Origin of the sequence: Peptostreptococcus sp. D1, from assembly GCF_900112955.1 — a bacterium.
GTDB lineage: Bacteria > Bacillota > Clostridia > Peptostreptococcales > Peptostreptococcaceae > Peptostreptococcus.
Window position 1 is genome coordinate 1 of sequence record NZ_FONP01000010.1, and the last position, 19638, is coordinate 19638.

Here is a 19638-nt window from a genome sequence, read left to right on the forward strand (position 1 = left end):
ATTAAGAAATAGATAACCTCGTAAGGGGACGGAAACTGATTTTAAAAATTCCAACTCTCTTTTTCATAAAAATACCTCCAATTAAGAAATAGATAACCTCGTAAGGGGAAGGAAACTATTTTTAAAGACTTTATTGTATAAGAAATTATGAAGAAGATTTCTATCAATTTGGATTAGATATAATGGAAACTTCAACAGTTTATATGATAAGAGTTCATATTCCAGTTGAACAAATAAAAAATAATAGAATATTAGTTGACGATGTCTTGTATATCTGATTATATATTATATAAAGTTTAAACAGAAAATAGTATTCAAGTAGTTGATGTAGTGTGTGATTTTTCCATAATCTTAGGACAAATGAAGTTTGCGCACCAGTAAACTAAATTTCGTATATAGTTAGATGGTAAAGAAAGTATAGTAATTTAAAACACTAAAATAAAATTGTAGTAGTAATATTTAATCTGAAATAACGGAAGGGAGGGCAAAAAATGTCATATTTATACGTAAACGAGCAGGGAGCAAGCATTTCTGTAAAGGAAAACAGAATTGAGGTTTCCTGTAATAATTCTCTAACAAAGAGTATTCCAATTGAAACAATAGAAAGCATACAAATATTTGGAAATGTAACACTAACAAATAGATGCATCAATGTTTGTTTAACAAAGGGAATTGACGTAATATTTTACTCAAAGAAGGGATCATACTACGGAAGATTGATATCTACAAATCATGTGAATGTAAAACGACAGCGGATACAAGCAAAAATATATGATAACGAAAAATTTAGAGTTGAGTTTTCAAAACGGATAGTATCAGCTAAAATTCGAAATCAAATAACTGTGATGAGAAGATATGGTAAAGACAATCCTAATACAGAATATGCGATATCTATGATGAAAAGAATGCTGGTTGGATTAGAAAAATCTACCACTATTGCAGAAGTTATGGGAAATGAAGGAACTGCCGCAAAATTTTACTTTAAGATATTAGGTGAGATTGTGCCAGAAGAATTTAAATTTGAAAAAAGGAGTAAGAGACCTCCAAGAGACGAATTCAATGCAATGATAAGTTTTGGTTATTCAATATTATTAAATGAGTTGTATGGTAAAATTGAAGGAAGGGGATTGAATCCTTTTTTTGGGATTATGCACTCAGATAGAGAAAAACACCCAGCTCTTGCTAGTGACCTAATGGAGGAATGGAGAGCAGTGATAGTTGACTCTACAGTATTAAGCTTAGTTTGTGGGAGGGAGATACGTGTGTCCGATTTTTATAGAGAAGATGGTGGTGTATTTCTTACTGATAATGGATTGAAAATTTTTGCAAAGAAATTAGAAAAAAAATGAATACAACTCATAGATACTTTGAGACAGTAGGGTATAATATATCATATAGGCGTTCTCTGGATATTCAAGTTGGAAATTTAATTAAAGCAATAGAAGAGGAGGATGTATTATTATATTTACCTATTTTAATACGATAATATATTATGGAAAATTGGTCTGAAAATCATAACGATTTTATTGATTATGAAAGAGATGAAAAAAACAAAAAGATTCATATTTTGATTATTTATGATATATCTGAAAACAAGACTAGAACAAAACTTGTAAAGTTTTTATTGGGATATGGATATAGAGTTCAAAAGTCAGCCTTTGAAGCAATTGTGACAAAAAGTCAGTTAAAAAAAATAATAAAAAATATTTCAAACTATTTGGATGAAGAAAATGACAGTATTAGGATTTATAGAATGTATTATGATGATGTAATTATTTTTGGAAAAAATTTCTCTATAGAAGATGAAGAAATAATAATAATTTAATTTTGGAGGATATTATGGTAAGAACAATTTTATTTTCACCAGTCGGAGGAACAGATCCGATTCACGAACACAATATGAGAGATGGTTCACTTTTGCATATTTGTAGAAAGTATAAGCCGACAGATGTGATTTTGTATCTATCAAATGAAATGTTGGCAAATCACAGAAAAGACAATAGGTATATTTACTGTTTGGATAAATTATCTGAAAAAGAAAATTTCAAAATGAATTATAAAATAATTGAACGAGAAGATTTAGTAAATGTACATGAATATGATACTTTTTATGGTGAATTTACTGATATTCTAAAAAAATTATTCAATGAGATTGATAAGGATGATAAAATATTGCTAAATATTTCGTCAGGAACTCCAGCAATGAAAAGTTCACTACAGGTAATTAACACATTGGGTGAATTTGATTTGACAGCTATTCAGGTAAGTACACCGGTTAAAAAAATAAACACTCATGAGCATAGTGAAAAATATGATGTGGAAGTACTATGGGAACTTAATGAAGACAATGGAGATGGTTATGAAGATAGATGTAAGGAAATAATATGTGAATCTCTTTTGGAAATGAAGAAAGAAGAAATAATAAAAATGCTTATTAGGTCATATGACTATTCAGCAGCACTGGAAATAGCAAAAACATGTAAAAATAATAGCAGATATATTAATGCTATAAAAATGGCGAATTGTAGAATTTTACTGGATTTTGATAATATGTATAAATTCATACCTTTTAAAAAAAGAGAAATATTACCTTTTTATGACAGGGAAGGCATGAAGTATTTCGAATATACACTTAGTCTGGGCATAAAAGTTAAGAAAAATGATTTTCCAGATTTTATTAGAGGTATAAGTCCGATTATTGTAGACCTATTTAAGCTAGTATTAAAGAAAGAGGCAAATATAGAAATAGATAACTACTGCAAAAGAAATAAAAAAGGTGTAGTAAAATGGAATAAAAAGAAACTTCTTAATAGTAGTAAAGGAATCAAGATAAATGATTTATTAACAACATACGCTAGAGAATGTTACAAAAGCAGTTTCTCATATGACTTTGTAAAATCAGGAGATTTAGTATTCTTAATATCTGAATTAGTAAAAGATAAAACTTGTATTAAAACAGCATATGATTTAAGAAAAATAGAAGAAGATATTAGGAATGATACTGCTCATGAGATAATCAGTGTTACAGACGATGTAATAAAAGAAAGAACAGGATATAATAGTAATGAAATTTTCTATAAATTAAAAAGGATGTTCGATTATACAGGAATTGAGCTTAAAAATGAGTATTGGGATTCTTATGATAGCATGAATGATAAAATAATAAAACTAATCAATAAATAATAAAGGATAACGTAAATAAAATAATATCAATGCTCGGTAGCTGAAAATATTTATATTTTTAGCTACCTTTATTTGTGTTATAATATACTGTAGAATATTATGCGGTTTGGTGGTGAGAAAATGAAAATAAGGACGTTAGAGATTTCAGAATTAAATCAATATATAAATAGAGTGTTAAACGACGATCCGATACTTTCAAATGTAAAAGTAAAGGGGGAAATATCAAATTTAAAAACACATTCTTCTGGAAATATCTACTTAACTTTAAAAGATGACAAATCTAAAATAAACTGCATGATATACAAGAAAAATGTGAACAATAAATTAAAATTAGAAGATGGCAATAAAGTCATTGCCACTGGATATGTTTCATCATATTTGAGAGATGGAGTATACCAGCTATATATCGAGTCAATTGAAATTGAAGGTATGGGAGCTCTGTTCTACGAGTTTCTGAAATTAAAGGAAAGGCTGGATAAAGAAGGCTTGTTTAGCACCACTCACAAAAAGCAAATTCCAAGGTTTCCCAAAAACATTGGTGTGGTAACTTCGCCAACGGGTGCAGTGATTAGAGATATAATAAATGTTGTGAGTAGAAGATATCCAAAGGTTAATATTAAGCTATATCCAGTACAGGTGCAGGGAGCGAGCTCTGCAAAAACTCTTGTTGAAGGTATTAGATTTTTAAATAATGCCGGAGATATAGATACGATGATTATCGGCAGAGGTGGTGGATCTTTGGAGGAACTATGGTCCTTCAATGAAGAAATCGTAGCGAGGGCTATATACAACTCAAATATTCCTGTGATTTCGGCTGTTGGTCATGAAACGGATTTTACGATTTGTGATTTCGTTGCAGACATGAGAGCGCCAACACCGTCCGCCGCTGCAGAAATTGCGACACCAAATTTATTTGATTTGGAGTATACTCAAAAAAACAGGATGCTGAGAATGTCAAAATCTATAAAAAATATTATTTCTGTTGAAAAAGAAAAGATAAAGTTAAGCAAAAACAAGTATAATGTACAGCTAGAAAAAGCTGTAATAAATGATAGATATATGGATTTAGACAGAATAAATTTGTCTTTGGAAAACTCTATGGAAAAGCTATTTGTCACGAAAAAAAATTCACTGAATATGCTGGCGAGTAGCTTTGGAAGTCTCAATCCATTTTCGGTTTTGGAAAGAGGATATTCGATAGTAGAAAATGAAAATGGACTTGTTTCATCTCGAGAAAAATTGGAAATTGGCGACAATTTGGATGTCATTTTTTCAGATGGCAAGGTAAAATGTGAGGTTATCAAAAAATAGTCTATAGGTAATGATGAAGTAATGATATAGAGTTATAGTATTATATAGTTATATTGTTGAAATATCAATATAACTATAGATAGACAGATTAATACAGATAAAAAAACTTTATATATTTTATGGAGAGATTTAGTTATGAGTGTGGAAAATACGTTGAATATGTCTTATGAAGATGCGTATGACAAGATGGAAAATATTTTGAACAAATTGGAAAGAGGAAACATTAGTTTAGATGAATCTTTGAAGCTATATGAAGAAGGGATTAATTTGTATAAATATTGTGCAAAAATTCTTGAGGAAGCAGAGCTTAAGGTTATTAAGTTCAATGAAATTCAGGAAGAGGTTGAGCTTTAATAATATTGTAGTATTATATGACAATATATTAAATTTATGACTAAGAAATATTAGAGGTGAAAAAGGTGGAGTTTACGCTCGAATTAAAGAATAGAATTAACTATATAGAAAAAGAAATGAAAAAATTTCTTCCAGAAGAGCTTGGCTATCAAAAAACGATTTTTGAAGCAATGAACTATAGCTTAAATGCTGGAGGAAAGAGATTGAGACCAATATTGATAATGGAGGCGTACAGAGCTTGTGGTGGATTGGGTGAGGATTTTCTTCCATACAGCATGGCTGTTGAGATGATTCATACGTATTCTTTGATTCATGATGATCTTCCAGCACTAGATAATGATGATTTGAGAAGAGGTAAACCTACAAATCATAAGGTTTTTGGTGAAGCTATGGCTATATTGGCAGGAGATGCTTTACTAAATCACGCATTTGAAACGATGCTGGCATATGCGAAGGCTTCCGATAGACCAGACCTACATATAAAGGCTATGTATGAAATTGCAAGTGGTGCAGGTATTTATGGTATGATAGGTGGTCAGACTGTCGATGTTCAAAGCGAGGGCGAATCAATAAAAAAAGATAAACTGGATTTTATTCATATTAATAAAACTGCAAAGATGATAATTGCGAGTGTAAGATGTGGTGCAATTCTTGCCAAAGCCAGCGATGAAAAGCTTCAAGCGTTGACGAGCTATGCCGAGAATATTGGATTGGCATTTCAAATAGTTGATGATATTTTGGATATTGAAGGTGATGAAAAAGCTCTTGGGAAAAAAGTAGGAAGTGATATTAATAATATGAAATCTACTTATCCGTCATTATTAGGCATGAAGGAGTCAAAACAAATTGCAAATAGATTAATAGATGAAGCGAAGAAAAGTATAGGTATTTTTGACAATAGTGATGTTGAGTTTTTGATTTCCCTATCAGAGTTTATTTTGAATAGAAGTAATTAACGGAGGAATTATGAGTTTTTTTAAAGAAATATCTTCTAACCATATATTTTGGACAAGTGTATTCGCTTGCTTTTTGGCACAGGTATTAAAAATATTTACAGGAGAAAAGAATGTTGATATTGCTAGAATCTTTACATCAGGTGGAATGCCAAGCTCTCACAGCTCTTTTGTGACATGTATGGCGACAATGATTGGAATAAAGCATGGATTTAATTCCACATATTTTGCAATGGCAGCCGTTCTTTCTGCAATTGTCATGTATGATGCATCTGGCGTTAGACAAGCTGTCGGAAAACAAGCGACAATGCTAAATCAAATAATAGAGGATCTGCAAAAAGGGTTACCGATAAAGCATGAAAAGCTGAAGGAATTGATTGGTCATACTCCAAAACAGGTGTTTTTTGGTGCGATATTGGGAATAATCGTTGGAGTAGTTATGTAAGATAGGTGAGTATATGTATAAATTTTTAGACGGAGTAAATTCTCCGAGGGATATAAAACAATTGAATGTAAATCAGTTAAATGAGCTTTCCAAAGATATTAGGAAATTCTTGGTAAAGAATGTTTCTAAAACTGGAGGTCACTTAGCATCTAATCTTGGAGTCGTAGAGCTGACATTGGCATTGCACAAAGTTTTTGATAGCCCAAAGGATAAGCTGATCTGGGATGTTGGACATCAATCCTACGTTCACAAGATAATCACTGGGAGGAAGGATGAGTTTTCAACTCTTAGACAATTCGATGGTTTGTCAGGCTTCCCAAAAGAATCTGAAAGTGAACATGATATTTTCGATACTGGACACAGCTCGACCTCTATTTCAGCTGGTTTGGGTATTGCAGTCGCAAGAGATATAAAGAAAGAAAGCTATCAGGTTATTTCAATTATTGGAGATGGTGCGATTACAGGTGGTATGTCGATTGAGGCACTCAATAATCTAGGTTTTTTAAAGAAAAATATGGTAGTAATATTTAATGATAACGAAATGTCGATAGATAAGAATACAGGTGCATTTTCTTCGTATATGTCAAAGATTATCAGAAATACTGAAACGCTGATGCTGAAAGACAATATTGATAGAATCATGAATATGACACAGGTTGGATGTAAAATATCAAAAAAAGCTAACAAGCTTACAGATACTCTAATTACGAGTATTTTACCAGAAAAATGTGGATTTATTGATGCAATGGGGATTAAATATATTGGTCCAATAGATGGTCATAATATTTCAGAGATGATAGATATTTTTGATTATGTAAAATATATTGAAGGACCGAAGTTTATTCACGTAAAGACAGTAAAAGGCAAGGGCTATAGATTTGCAGAAAATAATCCGGAAAATTATCATGGAGTAGGAAAATTCGATTACAAGGTCGGTGTATTAGCCTCTGATAAGAAATCAATTTCTTCAGTGGTTGGAATGACACTTTCTGAGATGGCAAATTACAATGAAAAAATAGTTGCAATTACTGCTGCAATGCCAACAGGTACTGGATTAAATATTTTTGAAAAATTTCATCCAGAGAGATATTTTGATGTTGGAATAGCGGAACAACATGCAGTTACATTTGCAGCTGGTATCGCAAAAAATGGACTAAAGCCGTATTTTGCAGTGTATTCGACTTTTTTGCAAAGAGGCTATGATCAGCTGATACATGACGTATGTATTACTAATAAGCCAGTTACATTTCTGATTGATAGAGGTGGCTTAGTTGGAAATGATGGAGAAACTCATCATGGGCAGTTCGATCTTTCTTATTTAAACTTGATACCGAATATGACTGTTATGGCACCAAAGGATACTGATGAGATGATAAGAATGATAAAGTTTTCGGAGCGATTTGAAGCTCCTCTGGCAATAAGGTACCCTAGAGGAAATGAGTATTATATTGACAAAAGTCACTATAAATTATTTTTTAAGTGTGAAGAAACAGAGGAATTGCCAGTAGATATTTACACAGTTGGAACGCCTGAGGTTATTTTTAATAGTTTTAAGAATACATCGGAAAAAAATAATAAAAAGGTTTTAATTATTGGCATTGGAAATATGGTATTTAATGCAATCAATGCATTGGAAAAATATTTTGCTGAGGCAAATGCAGAAGAAAATTTAATGGAAGCTTGCCTATTAAATGCAAGATATCTAAAGCCTATGTCCGAGGAAAGATACATAGAATATTTGGAACAGGCTGATATAGTAGTTACACTGGAGGATAATTCTATTATTGGTGGTTTGGGTAGTAATATTGAAAAAATAATGAAAGAGAATGAAATAAATAAACCATTAAAGATAATGGGAATACCTGACGAATTTATAGCTCATGGAAATACTGACATTTTGATGGATAAGCTGGGTATATCTCCTGATGGTATCAAAAGAGTTCTCAAAGAAATATAGAGGTTGTTTTATGAAAAAAAGGATAGATTTGCTATTGGTCGATATGGGATATTTCCAAAGTAGGGAACAGTCACGTAGACATATAATGGCAGGAAATGTATTTGTAGATAATCAAAAAGTTGATAAGGCTGGTACTGCTGTCAGAATTGATGCTGAAATAGTGGTGAAAGGCAAGCAAATACCTTATGTGAGCAGAGGAGGATTAAAGCTTGAAAAAGCTATCAGTAGCTTCAATATTAATCTAGATGGCAAGGTATGTATGGATATAGGTGCATCTACTGGTGGATTTACCGACTGTATGCTGCAGAATGGTGCTATAAAAGTGTATTCAGTCGATGTTGGGTACGGTCAGTTGGCGTGGAAGCTCAGACAAGATGAAAGAGTCGTGTGTATGGAAAGGCAAAACATTCGTCATCTGGAAGCGGAGAAATTGGCTGAAAAGCCTGAGTTCGTTTCAATAGACGTGTCTTTTATTTCTCTAAGATTGGTACTCCCAAAAGCGTATGAGTTGATGAAAGATAATGGTAATATAGTAGCCTTAATTAAGCCACAATTTGAAGCAGGTAGAGATAAGGTTGGAAAAAAGGGTGTAGTCAGAGAAAAGTCAACTCACATCGAAGTAATAAAATATGTTTCAAATATTGCAATCAGTGATGGATTTAAAATTCATGGACTTGATTACTCACCGATAAGGGGACCAGAAGGGAATATTGAATATTTAGTATACTTGGAAAAAATAGGTAAATTGATTGATATTGGTAAAATTGAATCAGCATCTGATTTCGATAATGAAAAGCTAGAGCTTATAAATGCTTTTGCTATAGAAAACAAAATGCTGGCAAGATGGGATGATGCTGAAAAATATTATAAATACATAGAGGAGCTTGTTGAACAATCACACTCTTTGGAATAAGGTAGGTGTTTTTTATGATTTATGATCTATATATGAAAAATTGTGCTCTTGTTGAAGAATTGAGAGTTGACTTTGGAAAAAAATTGAATATTTTGACGGGAGAAACTGGGTCAGGAAAATCTATAATATTGGAAGCACTAAATCTGTGTATTGGAGGAAAGTTTGATAGGACATATATTAGAAAAGGATGTGATTTTGCAGAGGTTGAGGCGTTATTTTTCTCTAAAAATGCAAAATTTACTGATATGCTCGACAAGCTTGATGTTCAGAGAGAAGAGGACGGTAGCGTAATCGTTTCGAGAAAGCTTTTTTTAGATGGTAAGAGTACAACGAAGATAAATGGTAAAAACATAAGAGTTGGAGACCTGAAAAAACTGATGTCTTTGATTGTAGATATGCATGGACAGCATCAAAATCAAGCATTGTATAATAGGGACAATCATATTGAATTTGTTGATTTATTTGGAAAGGCTGAAATATCAGGTGTATATGATAAATATATAAAAGTATTTAAGGAATACAATGAGATAAAACGTGAAATTTTAAAAATTAATGATAATAAGAGTGAAAAAGAAGTCCAAAGAGAAAAAGATTTGTTGAAATTTCAGATAGATGAAATTGAAAAAGCTAGACTGGATAAAAATGAATATGACGAGTTGTTAAAGCGAAGAGATATATTTGTCAATAGTGAAAAGATATATAAGGCACTAAATGAAGTTTATTCAAATTTGAACTCTAGTGATTTCAATGCTCTAGAATTGATTGGAAGGAGTGTATCCTTGCTATCAGGAGTTTCTAAGTATGATGATAAAATATTAGAAATCAATGAGGCAATAGAAAGCATAATGTATGAATTAGAAGACAAATCGACTTCGGTTAGACATTATATAGATTCAATTGAATTTGAACCTCATGAATTGGATGAAATTCAAGAGAGAATAGATGTATATAATACTATGAAAAGAAAGTATGGAGATTCTATTGATGAAATACTTTCTTACCTAGAAAAGATGTCTAGACGATTAAACGATATAGAAAATAGAGACGAAATTTTAAGTTCTTTGCAAGAAAAATTGTCTAAGAAATTTATTGAGCTTAAAAAGAGTGGAGCTGAATTGACAAATACAAGAATCAAGGCTTCGGCGGAATTGGAGATTAGGTTACTAGAGGAATTAAATAGTCTAAATATGAAAAATACGAGATTTAAGGTTAATTTCAATAGCTTGGATTATAATGAAAACGGATGCGACGATATTGAATTTTTCGTTTCCTTCAACCTAGGAGAAGATCTTAATCCTCTGAGCAAGGTAGCATCAGGTGGAGAGATGTCGAGATTTATGTTGGCATTTAAGTCTATACTGTCGGATGTAGACAAGATTGAAGCTTTGATTTTTGATGAGATAGATAGTGGAATAAGTGGTCGTGCGGCACAGATAGTTGGAGAAAAACTGTCAAATATATCCAAAAAAAAGCAGGTGATATGTATAACTCATCTTCCTCAGATTGCATCGTTTGCAGATGATCACTTCCAGATAGAAAAAAATGTTGAAAATGATAGAACGTATACGAGGCTTTCTAAGCTGGGAGATGGAGAAAAGAAAAATGAAATTGCAAGGTTGATTTCAGGAAAGGTTATTTCAAAAAAAACTATAGAGCATGCAGATGAAATAATAGAAAGTGCAAAAAGGATAAAGAATAACTAGATGGTTACTAGGAGGAGGCTATGCGAGTAGAGGCGAGACTCAAAAAGGACAAAAAAACTAAACAACTTGCAAAAAGAATTGAGCATGGTGAAGTAGCGCTAATAAACCATGTTGATATCGACGAAGTGGCTGCAAAATCATTGGTTGAAGCAAGGATTAGCTTGGTTATAAATGCAACAGAATCCATAAGTGGAAGATATCCCAATGTTGGTCCTACCATATTGACCAGCAATAATATATTAATTATCGATAATGTTGGTATGGAAGTATTCGATAAATTAAATGAGGATGATTTTATAGCTGTTGAGGATGGAAAAATATTCAGAGATGGAGAGCTAATTGGATCTGGTGAGGTAATGGATAAGTCTGCTGTCAATGAAAAAATAAAGAAAGCTTATGAGAATATTGAAGTTGAACTAGATAGATTTATCGATAATACGATTGAATATGCCAAAAAAGAGAAGGGTATGATTTTGGGAGATCTGGAGATTCCAAAAATGAAAACAAAGTATGGTGGAAAACATGTTTTGGTTGTGGTAAGAGGTCATAATTATAAAGCTGATTTGCAGGCTATGATTTCATATATTGAAGAGGTAAAGCCAATCCTGATAGGTGTTGATGGAGGTGCAGATGCATTATTAGAGTTTGGATATAAGCCCGATGTTGTAGTAGGAGATATGGATAGTGTCAGTGATGATGCTTTAAAGTCGGCAAATGAAATTGTGGTTCACGCTTATACTGATGGTAGAGCTCCTGGTTTGAAAAGGATTGAAGAATTGGGACTTGAAGCTGTGGTATTTTCTGCTCCAGGCACTAGTGAAGATATCGCAATGCTGGCTGCATATGAATATAATGCAAAATTGATAGTCGCACTTGGTACTCATTCAAATATGATAGATTTCTTGGAAAAAGGAAGAAAGGGAATGGCTTCTACATTTCTTGTCAGATTAAAAATAGGATCGAAATTGATTGATGCAAGAGGAGTTAGCATTTTGTACCAAAGTAGACTGAAAATAAAATATATATTTGCATTGATAATAACTGCTTTGTTCCCAATTTTAATAGTTGCATCGCTATCACCAAAGGTTCAGACTTTAATTCAATTGCTTCAAATTAAGCTGAGGTTATTGATGAAAATGTAAATATTTCCATTAGAATTAAATGTTCAAAATTGTTAGGAGGATTGGAAATGCACATAAATTTTAAATATTTCATAGTATCGATAGGTTCGATTTTCATAGCTTTGGGAATAGGTATATTAATAGGATCTTCACTTGGAACAAATGAGTCTATCCAGAAACAAAATGCATCAATAATAAAGGATATTGATTCAAAAGTAAATGCTCTTAAAGCAGTAAATGATGAATTGACCATTGAGAATAAACAGGTTCAGAAGAATATAGACGATTTTAAGACTTATCTTTCAAATAATAATCAAGTATTGATTAAATCGAAGCTTTTGAATAGGAGGATAGGAATAATATCGTTTGACGAGGATAGCACAAGCAATCTTGTTTCAGATGTTATTACATCTACTGGTGGTGAGGTTTCTTTTTATATAACAATTAAAAATTCAATAAATCAAGAGGATGCATTACAGAAAATAAATGAAAAACTTGACAAAAAATTGGAAAAGAAGGAGGATTTGGAGACCTTGATAGTGGATTCGATAAAGGTATCTAATACTGATGGTAGATTATCAGTGCTTCAAGATTTGGGATATATTAAAATAAATGGATTTATTAATATTTTTGATAATGTGACAAACCTAATTGTGAACAATACTATGGATGCCAAAAATGTAAAAGTCGAGGAATTTCAAGGTGGATTTATTAGAAAAATAAAGAGCTTGAAGCCCACAATAGTGGCTCAGAAAAGTAGCTCAGAAGTAGATATGGCAAAGACTTTTTCTAAATATAGAATTTCAACTTTGTCAAATGCGGATGAACAGTGGTCATACATTAATTTGGTGACATTGATAAATGAAAAGGATTTGATCGGTAACTTTGGTAAGATTGATGATAACTCATCTTTGTTGGCGATTTCAAAATAAAGCATTTCTAAATTAAGGAGTGATTGAATGATAACTAGTGTGATTATACCAGCATATAATGAATCAGAAAGAATTGTTGACACCATCAATGGAATAAATGATTTGGTTGAAATTGATGAAATAGTAGTTGTGGATGACGGTTCAAGTGACAATACCGCACAGGTGGTAAAATCTATGGATATCGAAAAGCTGAAATTCTATATTCAAACGAAAAATTCCGGAAAGGGAAGGGCTCTTGAAAAGGGGCTGGAGATTATGAGAAAAGATGCTGATATCGTTGTATTTCTTGATGCAGATGTTGGAAAAACTTCCTCGGATGTAATCAAAATCATTAGACCAGTTTTGGCTGATAAATGTGATGTTGCTATTGCAAGGTTTAGACCAGCATCAAAAAAAGGCGGAATGGGATTTGTAAAGAGATTGGCAAAGGATTCTGTATATGAAATTACAGGTGTGGAACTGAATTCTACAATATCAGGACAAAGAGCTTTTAAAAGAGAGGTTATTGATCGATTTGACTCTATTCCAGATGGCTATGGTGTGGAAGTTGGTATGACAGTAGATATTTTGAAATGGGGATATAGAGTAAACGAATATTTAGTCGATATGACTCATAACGAAACGGGGAGAGATTTGAAGGGCTTTATTCACAGAGCAAAGCAATATTTTCATATTAAAAAAATAGTAAAGCAAAAGAAAAAAGAATGGAGGGATTAACTTGTACGATTATTTAATGTTATTGATTTTATTCAGTTTGGGTATAAGTGTGACTTTGATTTCTATTCAATTCATAAAACAAATGCTTGATAATTGTGGATTGGTTAGGCAGAATTATAGAGGTAAAATAATTCCTGTGGGCATGGGAATTGTATTTATTCCATCATTACTTTTAAATACAATAGTACTTTTGTTTTCAAATGTAGATCCAGAACGACTGATAAAAATACTTGTTGTTACTCTTGGCATAATTTCGATGAGCTTTGTTGGAATAATCGATGACGCAATTGGCAATCGTGATGTGACTGGATTAAAAGGACATTTTTCAAATTTGTTTAAAGGTGAGCTGACGACCGGAGCGTTTAAGGCCTTGGTAGGAGGAATTGTAGGATTATTGATTTCGGTAGCTATTTCGAAGGATATTCCTAGCATTATATTGGGCACGCTAGTAATTGCTCTTTCTACAAATTTTATGAATTTGCTGGATTTGAGACCTGGTAGAGCAATAAAAGTTTATTTGTTAGTAATTATTCTATGTTTATTCTTTTGCTCAGTTTTTGAAAGGGAATTGATGATGCTAATAGTTCCAGCAGTGATAGCATATTTCTATTATGATATTAAAGCTATGGCTATGATGGGTGATGCTGGTTCCAACATTTTGGGAATATCCTTGGGAATATTTATCGTTATTTCATTTAATATATATGTACAGATATTTGTGTTGATATTGTTGATACTTGTGCATATAGTTGCTGAAAAATATTCTATTACTAAGATTATCAGGAATAACAAGGTTTTAAACTACATTGATGAATTTGGAAGGAACAAGGGTCATGATAAGTAAAAAATGTGGGAAAATTGTTGATATTAGGGGTGAAAATGATTTAATACAAGATATTGTTGTGGACATTGATGGGAGCTTGGAAAGGGCATATAATTATATTCAGATTACAGGAATTGCAAGAATTGGTGACGAAGTTGCTCTAAATACAACAGCAGTCGAATTAAACCTTGGTACTGGTGGATTCCATTTTGTGATGTATAATCTGAATAACAAGAATTCCACATTTTCACCTGGTGGACATATAATGAAGCTAAGATACACTCCTATGCAAATAAAGGTGGATTCTGTTGAAGAACAAAGAAGTGAATATCACGATGTATTTAATGATTTTATTTGCTTGGAAAAGCTGCCAGTTGCTGTTGGAACCTTGCATAGTATGCTACAGCCATTTGCAGCAACCTTTAAAAGACATTATCCAGAAAAAAAATTGGTTTACATTATGACTGATGGTGCGGCATTGCCAATTGCTTTTAGTAAAAATGTCGAAAATTTAAAAAAAATTGGTCTGATAGACAGCACAATAACATATGGTAATGCTTTTGGTGGAGATTTCGAGTGTATTAACATTTATACTGCTCTCATCACCGCAAAGGAAATATGCAAAGCAGATTGCGTAATAGTATCAATGGGACCCGGAATTGCGGGCACTGGTACAAAGTATGGTTTTAGTGGAATTGATCAGGGCTCAATAATTGATGCAGTTGAAAAGATGAATGGGACTTCCTTTGTCATTCCGAGAATCAGCTTTGCAGATTTGAGACCAAGGCATAGAGGAATATCTCATCATACAATAACTATTTTGAGTGAAATTACAAATAAATCTACTAGGGTCGTTATTAACGACAACTATGAGCAAGGTAAGCTTGACTTGATAATGGAGCAGCTGCATGATAGCAGTATAAATGAGAAACACAGAATTATTTTTAATTCATATAAAGAGACCGAAGATGACCTGGCACACTTCGGACAAAAAGTGAGAAGCATGGGAAGAGCTTTTGAGGAAGACAAGGAATTCTTTGTAGCAGCATCAACTGTTGCAAAGGAAATATGTGATTTTGTGAAAAATGAAATTATGTATTAAAAGGTGTATTTTTATAGAGGTGAACATATGGAAAATAAGATACAAAAAAGTGCGGAATTTATTTTGAGCTCAACCGAATATCGTCCAGAGATTGCGATTATTTTAGGCTCAGGATTGGGAGCTCTTGCAGATTATATTGAAGATAAGGTTGTAATATCATATAGCTCGATACCAAATTTTATGGTCTCAGAGGTTGAAGGACATAAAAATCAATTGGTTATTGGAAAATTAAATGGAAGATATGTTCTTGTTATGCAGGGAAGATTTCATTATTATGAAGGCTACACACAACAGGAAATAACATATCCGATTAGAGTTTTTAAGAAAATCGGAATTAAAAAATTGATAGTTACAAATGCTGCAGGAGGATGTAATCTATCTATGAATCCTGGAGATTTGATGATAATAAATGACCATATTAATTTTAGTGGTTCAAATCCGCTTATCGGTAAAAATTTAGATGATTTTGGTGTTAGATTTCCGGATATGAGTAATGCTTATAATAAGAAATTGATTGAAGCTGCAAAAAGGTGTGCAGATGATTTGAAGATAAGTATAAAAGAGGGGGTTTATATGTATTTTTCAGGTCCATCGTACGAAACTCCAACAGAAGTTAAAATGGCTAGGCTATTAGGAGCAGATGCAGTCGGTATGTCTACTGTACCTGAGGTAATAGTTTCAAATCATTCTGGAATTGATGTTTTGGGAATTTCATGTATTACAAATATGGCAGCAGGTATACTAAATCAGCCATTAAATCATGAAGAAGTGGTTGAAACTTCTAATAGGGTAAAAAATGATTTTTTGTCACTTATCAAAGCAGTGATAGAAAAAATATAGTATGAAGGGGATGAGTTAGTGAAAAAGAGTAGTAACATTTCTAGAATGAAAAAGAAGAAGTTTAAAGTCAGGATTTACAGAATTATTATTGTGTTTTTCTTGCTTGTGTCGATAGTAGGTATTGCAGGAAGCTTTTATTTCAGAAGAGCGTCAAAAGCAGTGGATCCAAATAGTACAAAAAGCATTGTTGTTGAGATTCCAAATGGTTCATCGGTTCCTCAAATTGCCGATATTTTGAAGGAAAAAAAACTGATTAGAGACAAGAGAGTATTTGTTCAGAATGCGAAAAATTCTGAGAAGGCTGAAAAAATAAAGGCTGGTAAGTATAAGCTGTCTCAAAATATGGACAATGAAGCTATAATAAAGAAAATGGTTGATGGTATGGTGTATCAAGATGGTACAAAAATTACCATACCAGAAGGAAGCATTTCTACAGATATTGTAAATACGCTGGTTAAAAACAAGCTTGGAGATAGAGCGACCTTTGTAAAATTATTTAGGAATCCAAAGGAGTTCCAAAGTAAATTTTCATTTTTGAAGGATTCTAGAATCGTAACATTGGAAGGCTTCTTATATCCGGTAACATATTATTTTGAAAATGGAATAACTGAAAAAGAAATTTTTGAGAGAATGTTATCAGAATTTGAGAAAAATTATAATAAAAGTGTAAAGAGCATAGCTGACAAAAATAAGTATAACTTTTATGATACAGTTATTATGGCTTCTATTGTTGAAAAGGAAACTGTAAAGGATGAAGATAGAGGCTTGGTTGCTGGAGTATTTTATAATAGATTATCAAAGAAGATGAGATTGCAATCTGATGCTGTGTTGCAGTATGGATTGCCAGAGAGAAAATCTAGGGTTATGTATAAGGATTTAAAGGTTGAGACTCCATATAATCTTTATTTGCATGATGGACTGCCACCTACTCCGATAGCGAATCCTGGCATAAAATCGTTGATTGCTGCTGCCCGTCCAGAAAAAAGCGACTACCTATATTTTGTAACAGGAACAGACAATAAAAACTATTATAGCAAAACTTACGAAGAACATATGGTATATGCGAAGAAATATCATAAAGAACTAGATGCCTTAGAAGGTAAGAGCTCATCAAAGAGTGGTAGTGATTCCAGTTCATCAAATACAAATAATTTGAACAACGAACAATAATTGATTATAAATAGATTTAATGCAGTTCCTAATAATTTATTGTTAGGAACTGTATTGTTGGAATAAGCTTGAAAAATTGGATTATCTGTCTAAAAAATTTATTGATTTTGAAAGGAAATAGTATGAGTAATATTGTGAATGACCTAGTAGAGGATTACATTAGGAAAACTTTAAAAATGAATAACGGTATTCTAGAATATATGGAAATATATGCTGAGGAGAACTCCGTTCCTATAATTCATAAAGAGGTATCTGAGTTATTAAAGGTCATATTGAAAATTCACAAACCAAAGAGAATACTTGAAATTGGTTGTGCAATTGGATATTCTTCAATTTTTTTTGCAAACGTATTGAATAATGATGTGGAGATAATTACGACAGAGAGAAATCCAATAATGCTAGAAAAAGCATATGAAAATATAAAAAAAGCAGGGCTATCAGATAAAATTAAAATATTGGTTGGAGATGCTGAAGAAACGCTGAAAGACATTGATGGAGATTTTGATATGGTATTTATTGATGCGGCAAAGGGGCAGTATAAATTATTTTTTGATATTGTATTTGATAAGGTGAAAAATGGCGGAATTATCATTTCGGACAATATTTTATATAAAGGTATGATTGCCAGTGATGATTTTGTGGTAAAAAGAAAGAAGACGATTGTAAAGAGAATGAGAGATTATTTGGATTATATATGTCATCAAGAATTTCTTGACACGTCGATAATTCCTATTGGAGATGGTGTCGCAATTTCTTACAAGAAGTATGATAGATAGTTTTTTACTGTGAGAGGAGAGATTATGGAAAAAGTTGAATTACTTGCTCCAGCAGGCGATCTTGAAAGACTGAAGATTGCTTTTGAATATGGAGCTGATGCTGTATACCTTGGTGGAGAAAGCTTTGGTATGAGATCTTCAGCGAAGAATTTTAGTATAGAGGATATTAAAGAGGGTGCTGATTTTGCTCATGAGCGTGGAAAAAAAATATTTGTTACAGTAAATATTATTCCACATAATGAAGATTTTATAGGATTTAAGGAATACTTGATTAATTTGGAAAAAGCCGGTGTAGATGCCTTGATAGCATCTGATCCCGGTGTGATAGAGGTCATCAAGGAAACAATTCCGAAAATGGAAATACATTTGAGCACTCAGGCGAATACAACTAATTATCATAGTGCTAATTTTTGGTATAAACAGGGAATAAAAAGAGTAGTAGTTGCCAGAGAGATGTCATTTGACGAAATAAGTGAAATAAGGAAAATGACTCCTAGTAGTATGGATATTGAAGCCTTTGTCCATGGAGCAATGTGTATCTCGTACTCGGGAAGATGTTTGATAAGTAACTATATGACTGGAAGAGATGCAAATAGAGGGTCCTGTGCTCAATCATGTAGATGGAAATACAGTTTGGTTGAAGAAAAAAGACCAGGAGAGTATTTTCCAGTTTATGAAGATGAAGGAGGAACTTTTTTCTTCAACTCGAAAGATTTATGTATGATAGAATACATACCGGAATTGATTAAATCTGGAATTACTAGCTTAAAAATTGAAGGAAGGATGAAAACGTCATACTATGTTGCGACTGTTGTAAGAGCATACAGGATGGCAATTGATGAATATTACAAAAATCCTGATTTGTGGAAATTTAATCCAATGTGGCTAGATGAGTTGAAAAAGGGGAGTCACAGACATTTTACAACAGGCTTTTACAACGAAAAGCCGAATCATGAGGAACAAAACTATAAATCGGCTTCTTATGTGAGAAATTATGATTTTGTAGGAATCGTGGTAAAGTTGGCTGATGAAAATGGTTTGGTAACCGTTGAACAGCGAAACAAAATGGTTGTTGGTGATGAGATAGAAATAATTGGACCGTACACTGATACGATTGTTACGAAGATAGAAGCAATGCTTAATGAGGATGGAGATGCTATAATGGAGGCACCACATCCAAGACAAATAGTGAAAATGAAGCTGCCGGTAAATATCGGTATGAACTTTATGCTTAGAAAACAAATTGAGGAATTAGGCGAATAATATGAAATATTATACTAGGTGAGGAAATAAACCAAAATTTTTTGGTTTATTTTTTTTGTGAGTGTCTATAATAAT

General features: G+C 32.4%; 19 protein-coding genes. All 19 read left to right on the top strand.

What is annotated here, in order from left to right; translation table 11 throughout:
• The first annotated feature begins 491 nt into the window (after positions 1 to 491).
• The 19 genes from cas1 to BM120_RS07715 all read left to right on the top strand — a co-directional run bounded on the left by cas1 (position 492) and on the right by BM120_RS07715 (position 19563).
• Positions 492 to 1349, top strand: a complete 858-nt coding sequence (gene cas1, locus BM120_RS07625; protein ID WP_242941582.1) for a CRISPR-associated endonuclease Cas1 — start codon at positions 492 to 494, stop codon at positions 1347 to 1349.
• 143 nt (positions 1350 to 1492) lie between these two features.
• Positions 1493 to 1825, top strand: coding sequence for a CRISPR-associated endonuclease Cas2 (cas2, locus tag BM120_RS07630; RefSeq protein WP_091994611.1), 333 nt, complete (start codon positions 1493 to 1495; stop codon positions 1823 to 1825).
• A gap of 14 nt (positions 1826 to 1839) precedes the next feature.
• Positions 1840 to 3183 (top strand): type III-A CRISPR-associated CARF protein Csm6, encoded by a 1344-nt coding sequence (csm6, locus tag BM120_RS07635; RefSeq protein WP_091994613.1) that lies wholly within the window; start codon positions 1840 to 1842, stop codon positions 3181 to 3183.
• A gap of 120 nt (positions 3184 to 3303) precedes the next feature.
• Entirely contained in the window at positions 3304 to 4494 is a 1191-nt protein-coding gene (gene xseA, locus BM120_RS07640) for an exodeoxyribonuclease VII large subunit (RefSeq protein WP_091994614.1), read from the top strand.
• Positions 4495 to 4629: 135 nt separating this feature from the next.
• Positions 4630 to 4848, top strand: a complete 219-nt coding sequence (gene xseB / locus BM120_RS07645; protein ID WP_091994616.1) for an exodeoxyribonuclease VII small subunit — start codon at positions 4630 to 4632, stop codon at positions 4846 to 4848.
• Between the two features lie 65 nt (positions 4849 to 4913).
• On the top strand, positions 4914 to 5804 hold the full coding sequence (locus BM120_RS07650) for a polyprenyl synthetase family protein (protein WP_091994617.1): 891 nt from the start codon (positions 4914 to 4916) through the stop codon (positions 5802 to 5804).
• A gap of 10 nt (positions 5805 to 5814) precedes the next feature.
• The gene (locus tag BM120_RS07655; RefSeq protein ID WP_091994619.1) at positions 5815 to 6246 is read left to right on the top strand and encodes a divergent PAP2 family protein; all 432 of its coding nucleotides are present in this window, start codon (positions 5815 to 5817) and stop codon (positions 6244 to 6246) included.
• Between the two features lie 13 nt (positions 6247 to 6259).
• Positions 6260 to 8203, top strand: a complete 1944-nt coding sequence (dxs, locus tag BM120_RS07660) for a 1-deoxy-D-xylulose-5-phosphate synthase (RefSeq protein WP_091994621.1) — start codon at positions 6260 to 6262, stop codon at positions 8201 to 8203.
• 10 nt (positions 8204 to 8213) lie between these two features.
• Complete coding sequence (locus tag BM120_RS07665; RefSeq protein WP_091994623.1) at positions 8214 to 9116, top strand: TlyA family RNA methyltransferase; 903 nt, start codon at positions 8214 to 8216, stop codon at positions 9114 to 9116.
• Between the two features lie 14 nt (positions 9117 to 9130).
• A complete protein-coding gene (gene recN, locus BM120_RS07670; RefSeq protein WP_091994624.1) occupies positions 9131 to 10819 on the top strand; it encodes a DNA repair protein RecN in 1689 nt (562 codons plus the stop codon).
• Positions 10820 to 10839: 20 nt separating this feature from the next.
• The gene (gene steA, locus BM120_RS07675; RefSeq protein WP_091994626.1) at positions 10840 to 11961 is read left to right on the top strand and encodes a putative cytokinetic ring protein SteA; all 1122 of its coding nucleotides are present in this window, start codon (positions 10840 to 10842) and stop codon (positions 11959 to 11961) included.
• A gap of 47 nt (positions 11962 to 12008) precedes the next feature.
• Positions 12009 to 12872, top strand: coding sequence for a copper transporter (locus BM120_RS07680; protein ID WP_091994628.1), 864 nt, complete (start codon positions 12009 to 12011; stop codon positions 12870 to 12872).
• Positions 12873 to 12899: 27 nt separating this feature from the next.
• Positions 12900 to 13589: a glycosyltransferase family 2 protein gene (locus tag BM120_RS07685; RefSeq protein ID WP_091994630.1), complete on the top strand. Its 690-nt coding sequence runs from the start codon at positions 12900 to 12902 to the stop codon at positions 13587 to 13589.
• 1 nt (position 13590) lies between these two features.
• Complete coding sequence (locus BM120_RS07690) at positions 13591 to 14433, top strand: MraY family glycosyltransferase (protein ID WP_091994632.1); 843 nt, start codon at positions 13591 to 13593, stop codon at positions 14431 to 14433.
• The gene (locus tag BM120_RS07695) at positions 14423 to 15514 is read left to right on the top strand and encodes a DUF3866 family protein (protein ID WP_091994634.1); all 1092 of its coding nucleotides are present in this window, start codon (positions 14423 to 14425) and stop codon (positions 15512 to 15514) included. The genes BM120_RS07690 and BM120_RS07695 overlap by 11 nt, the downstream gene beginning before the upstream one ends.
• 27 nt (positions 15515 to 15541) lie before the next feature.
• Positions 15542 to 16354, top strand: a complete 813-nt coding sequence (locus BM120_RS07700) for a purine-nucleoside phosphorylase (RefSeq protein ID WP_091994636.1) — start codon at positions 15542 to 15544, stop codon at positions 16352 to 16354.
• 18 nt (positions 16355 to 16372) lie between these two features.
• Entirely contained in the window at positions 16373 to 17524 is a 1152-nt protein-coding gene (gene mltG / locus BM120_RS07705; protein WP_242941584.1) for an endolytic transglycosylase MltG, read from the top strand.
• 122 nt (positions 17525 to 17646) lie between these two features.
• A complete protein-coding gene (locus tag BM120_RS07710; protein ID WP_091994639.1) occupies positions 17647 to 18300 on the top strand; it encodes an O-methyltransferase in 654 nt (217 codons plus the stop codon).
• A 24-nt stretch (positions 18301 to 18324) separates the two neighbouring features.
• Complete coding sequence (locus tag BM120_RS07715; RefSeq protein ID WP_091994641.1) at positions 18325 to 19563, top strand: peptidase U32 family protein; 1239 nt, start codon at positions 18325 to 18327, stop codon at positions 19561 to 19563.
• Positions 19564 to 19638: the final 75 nt, after the last annotated feature.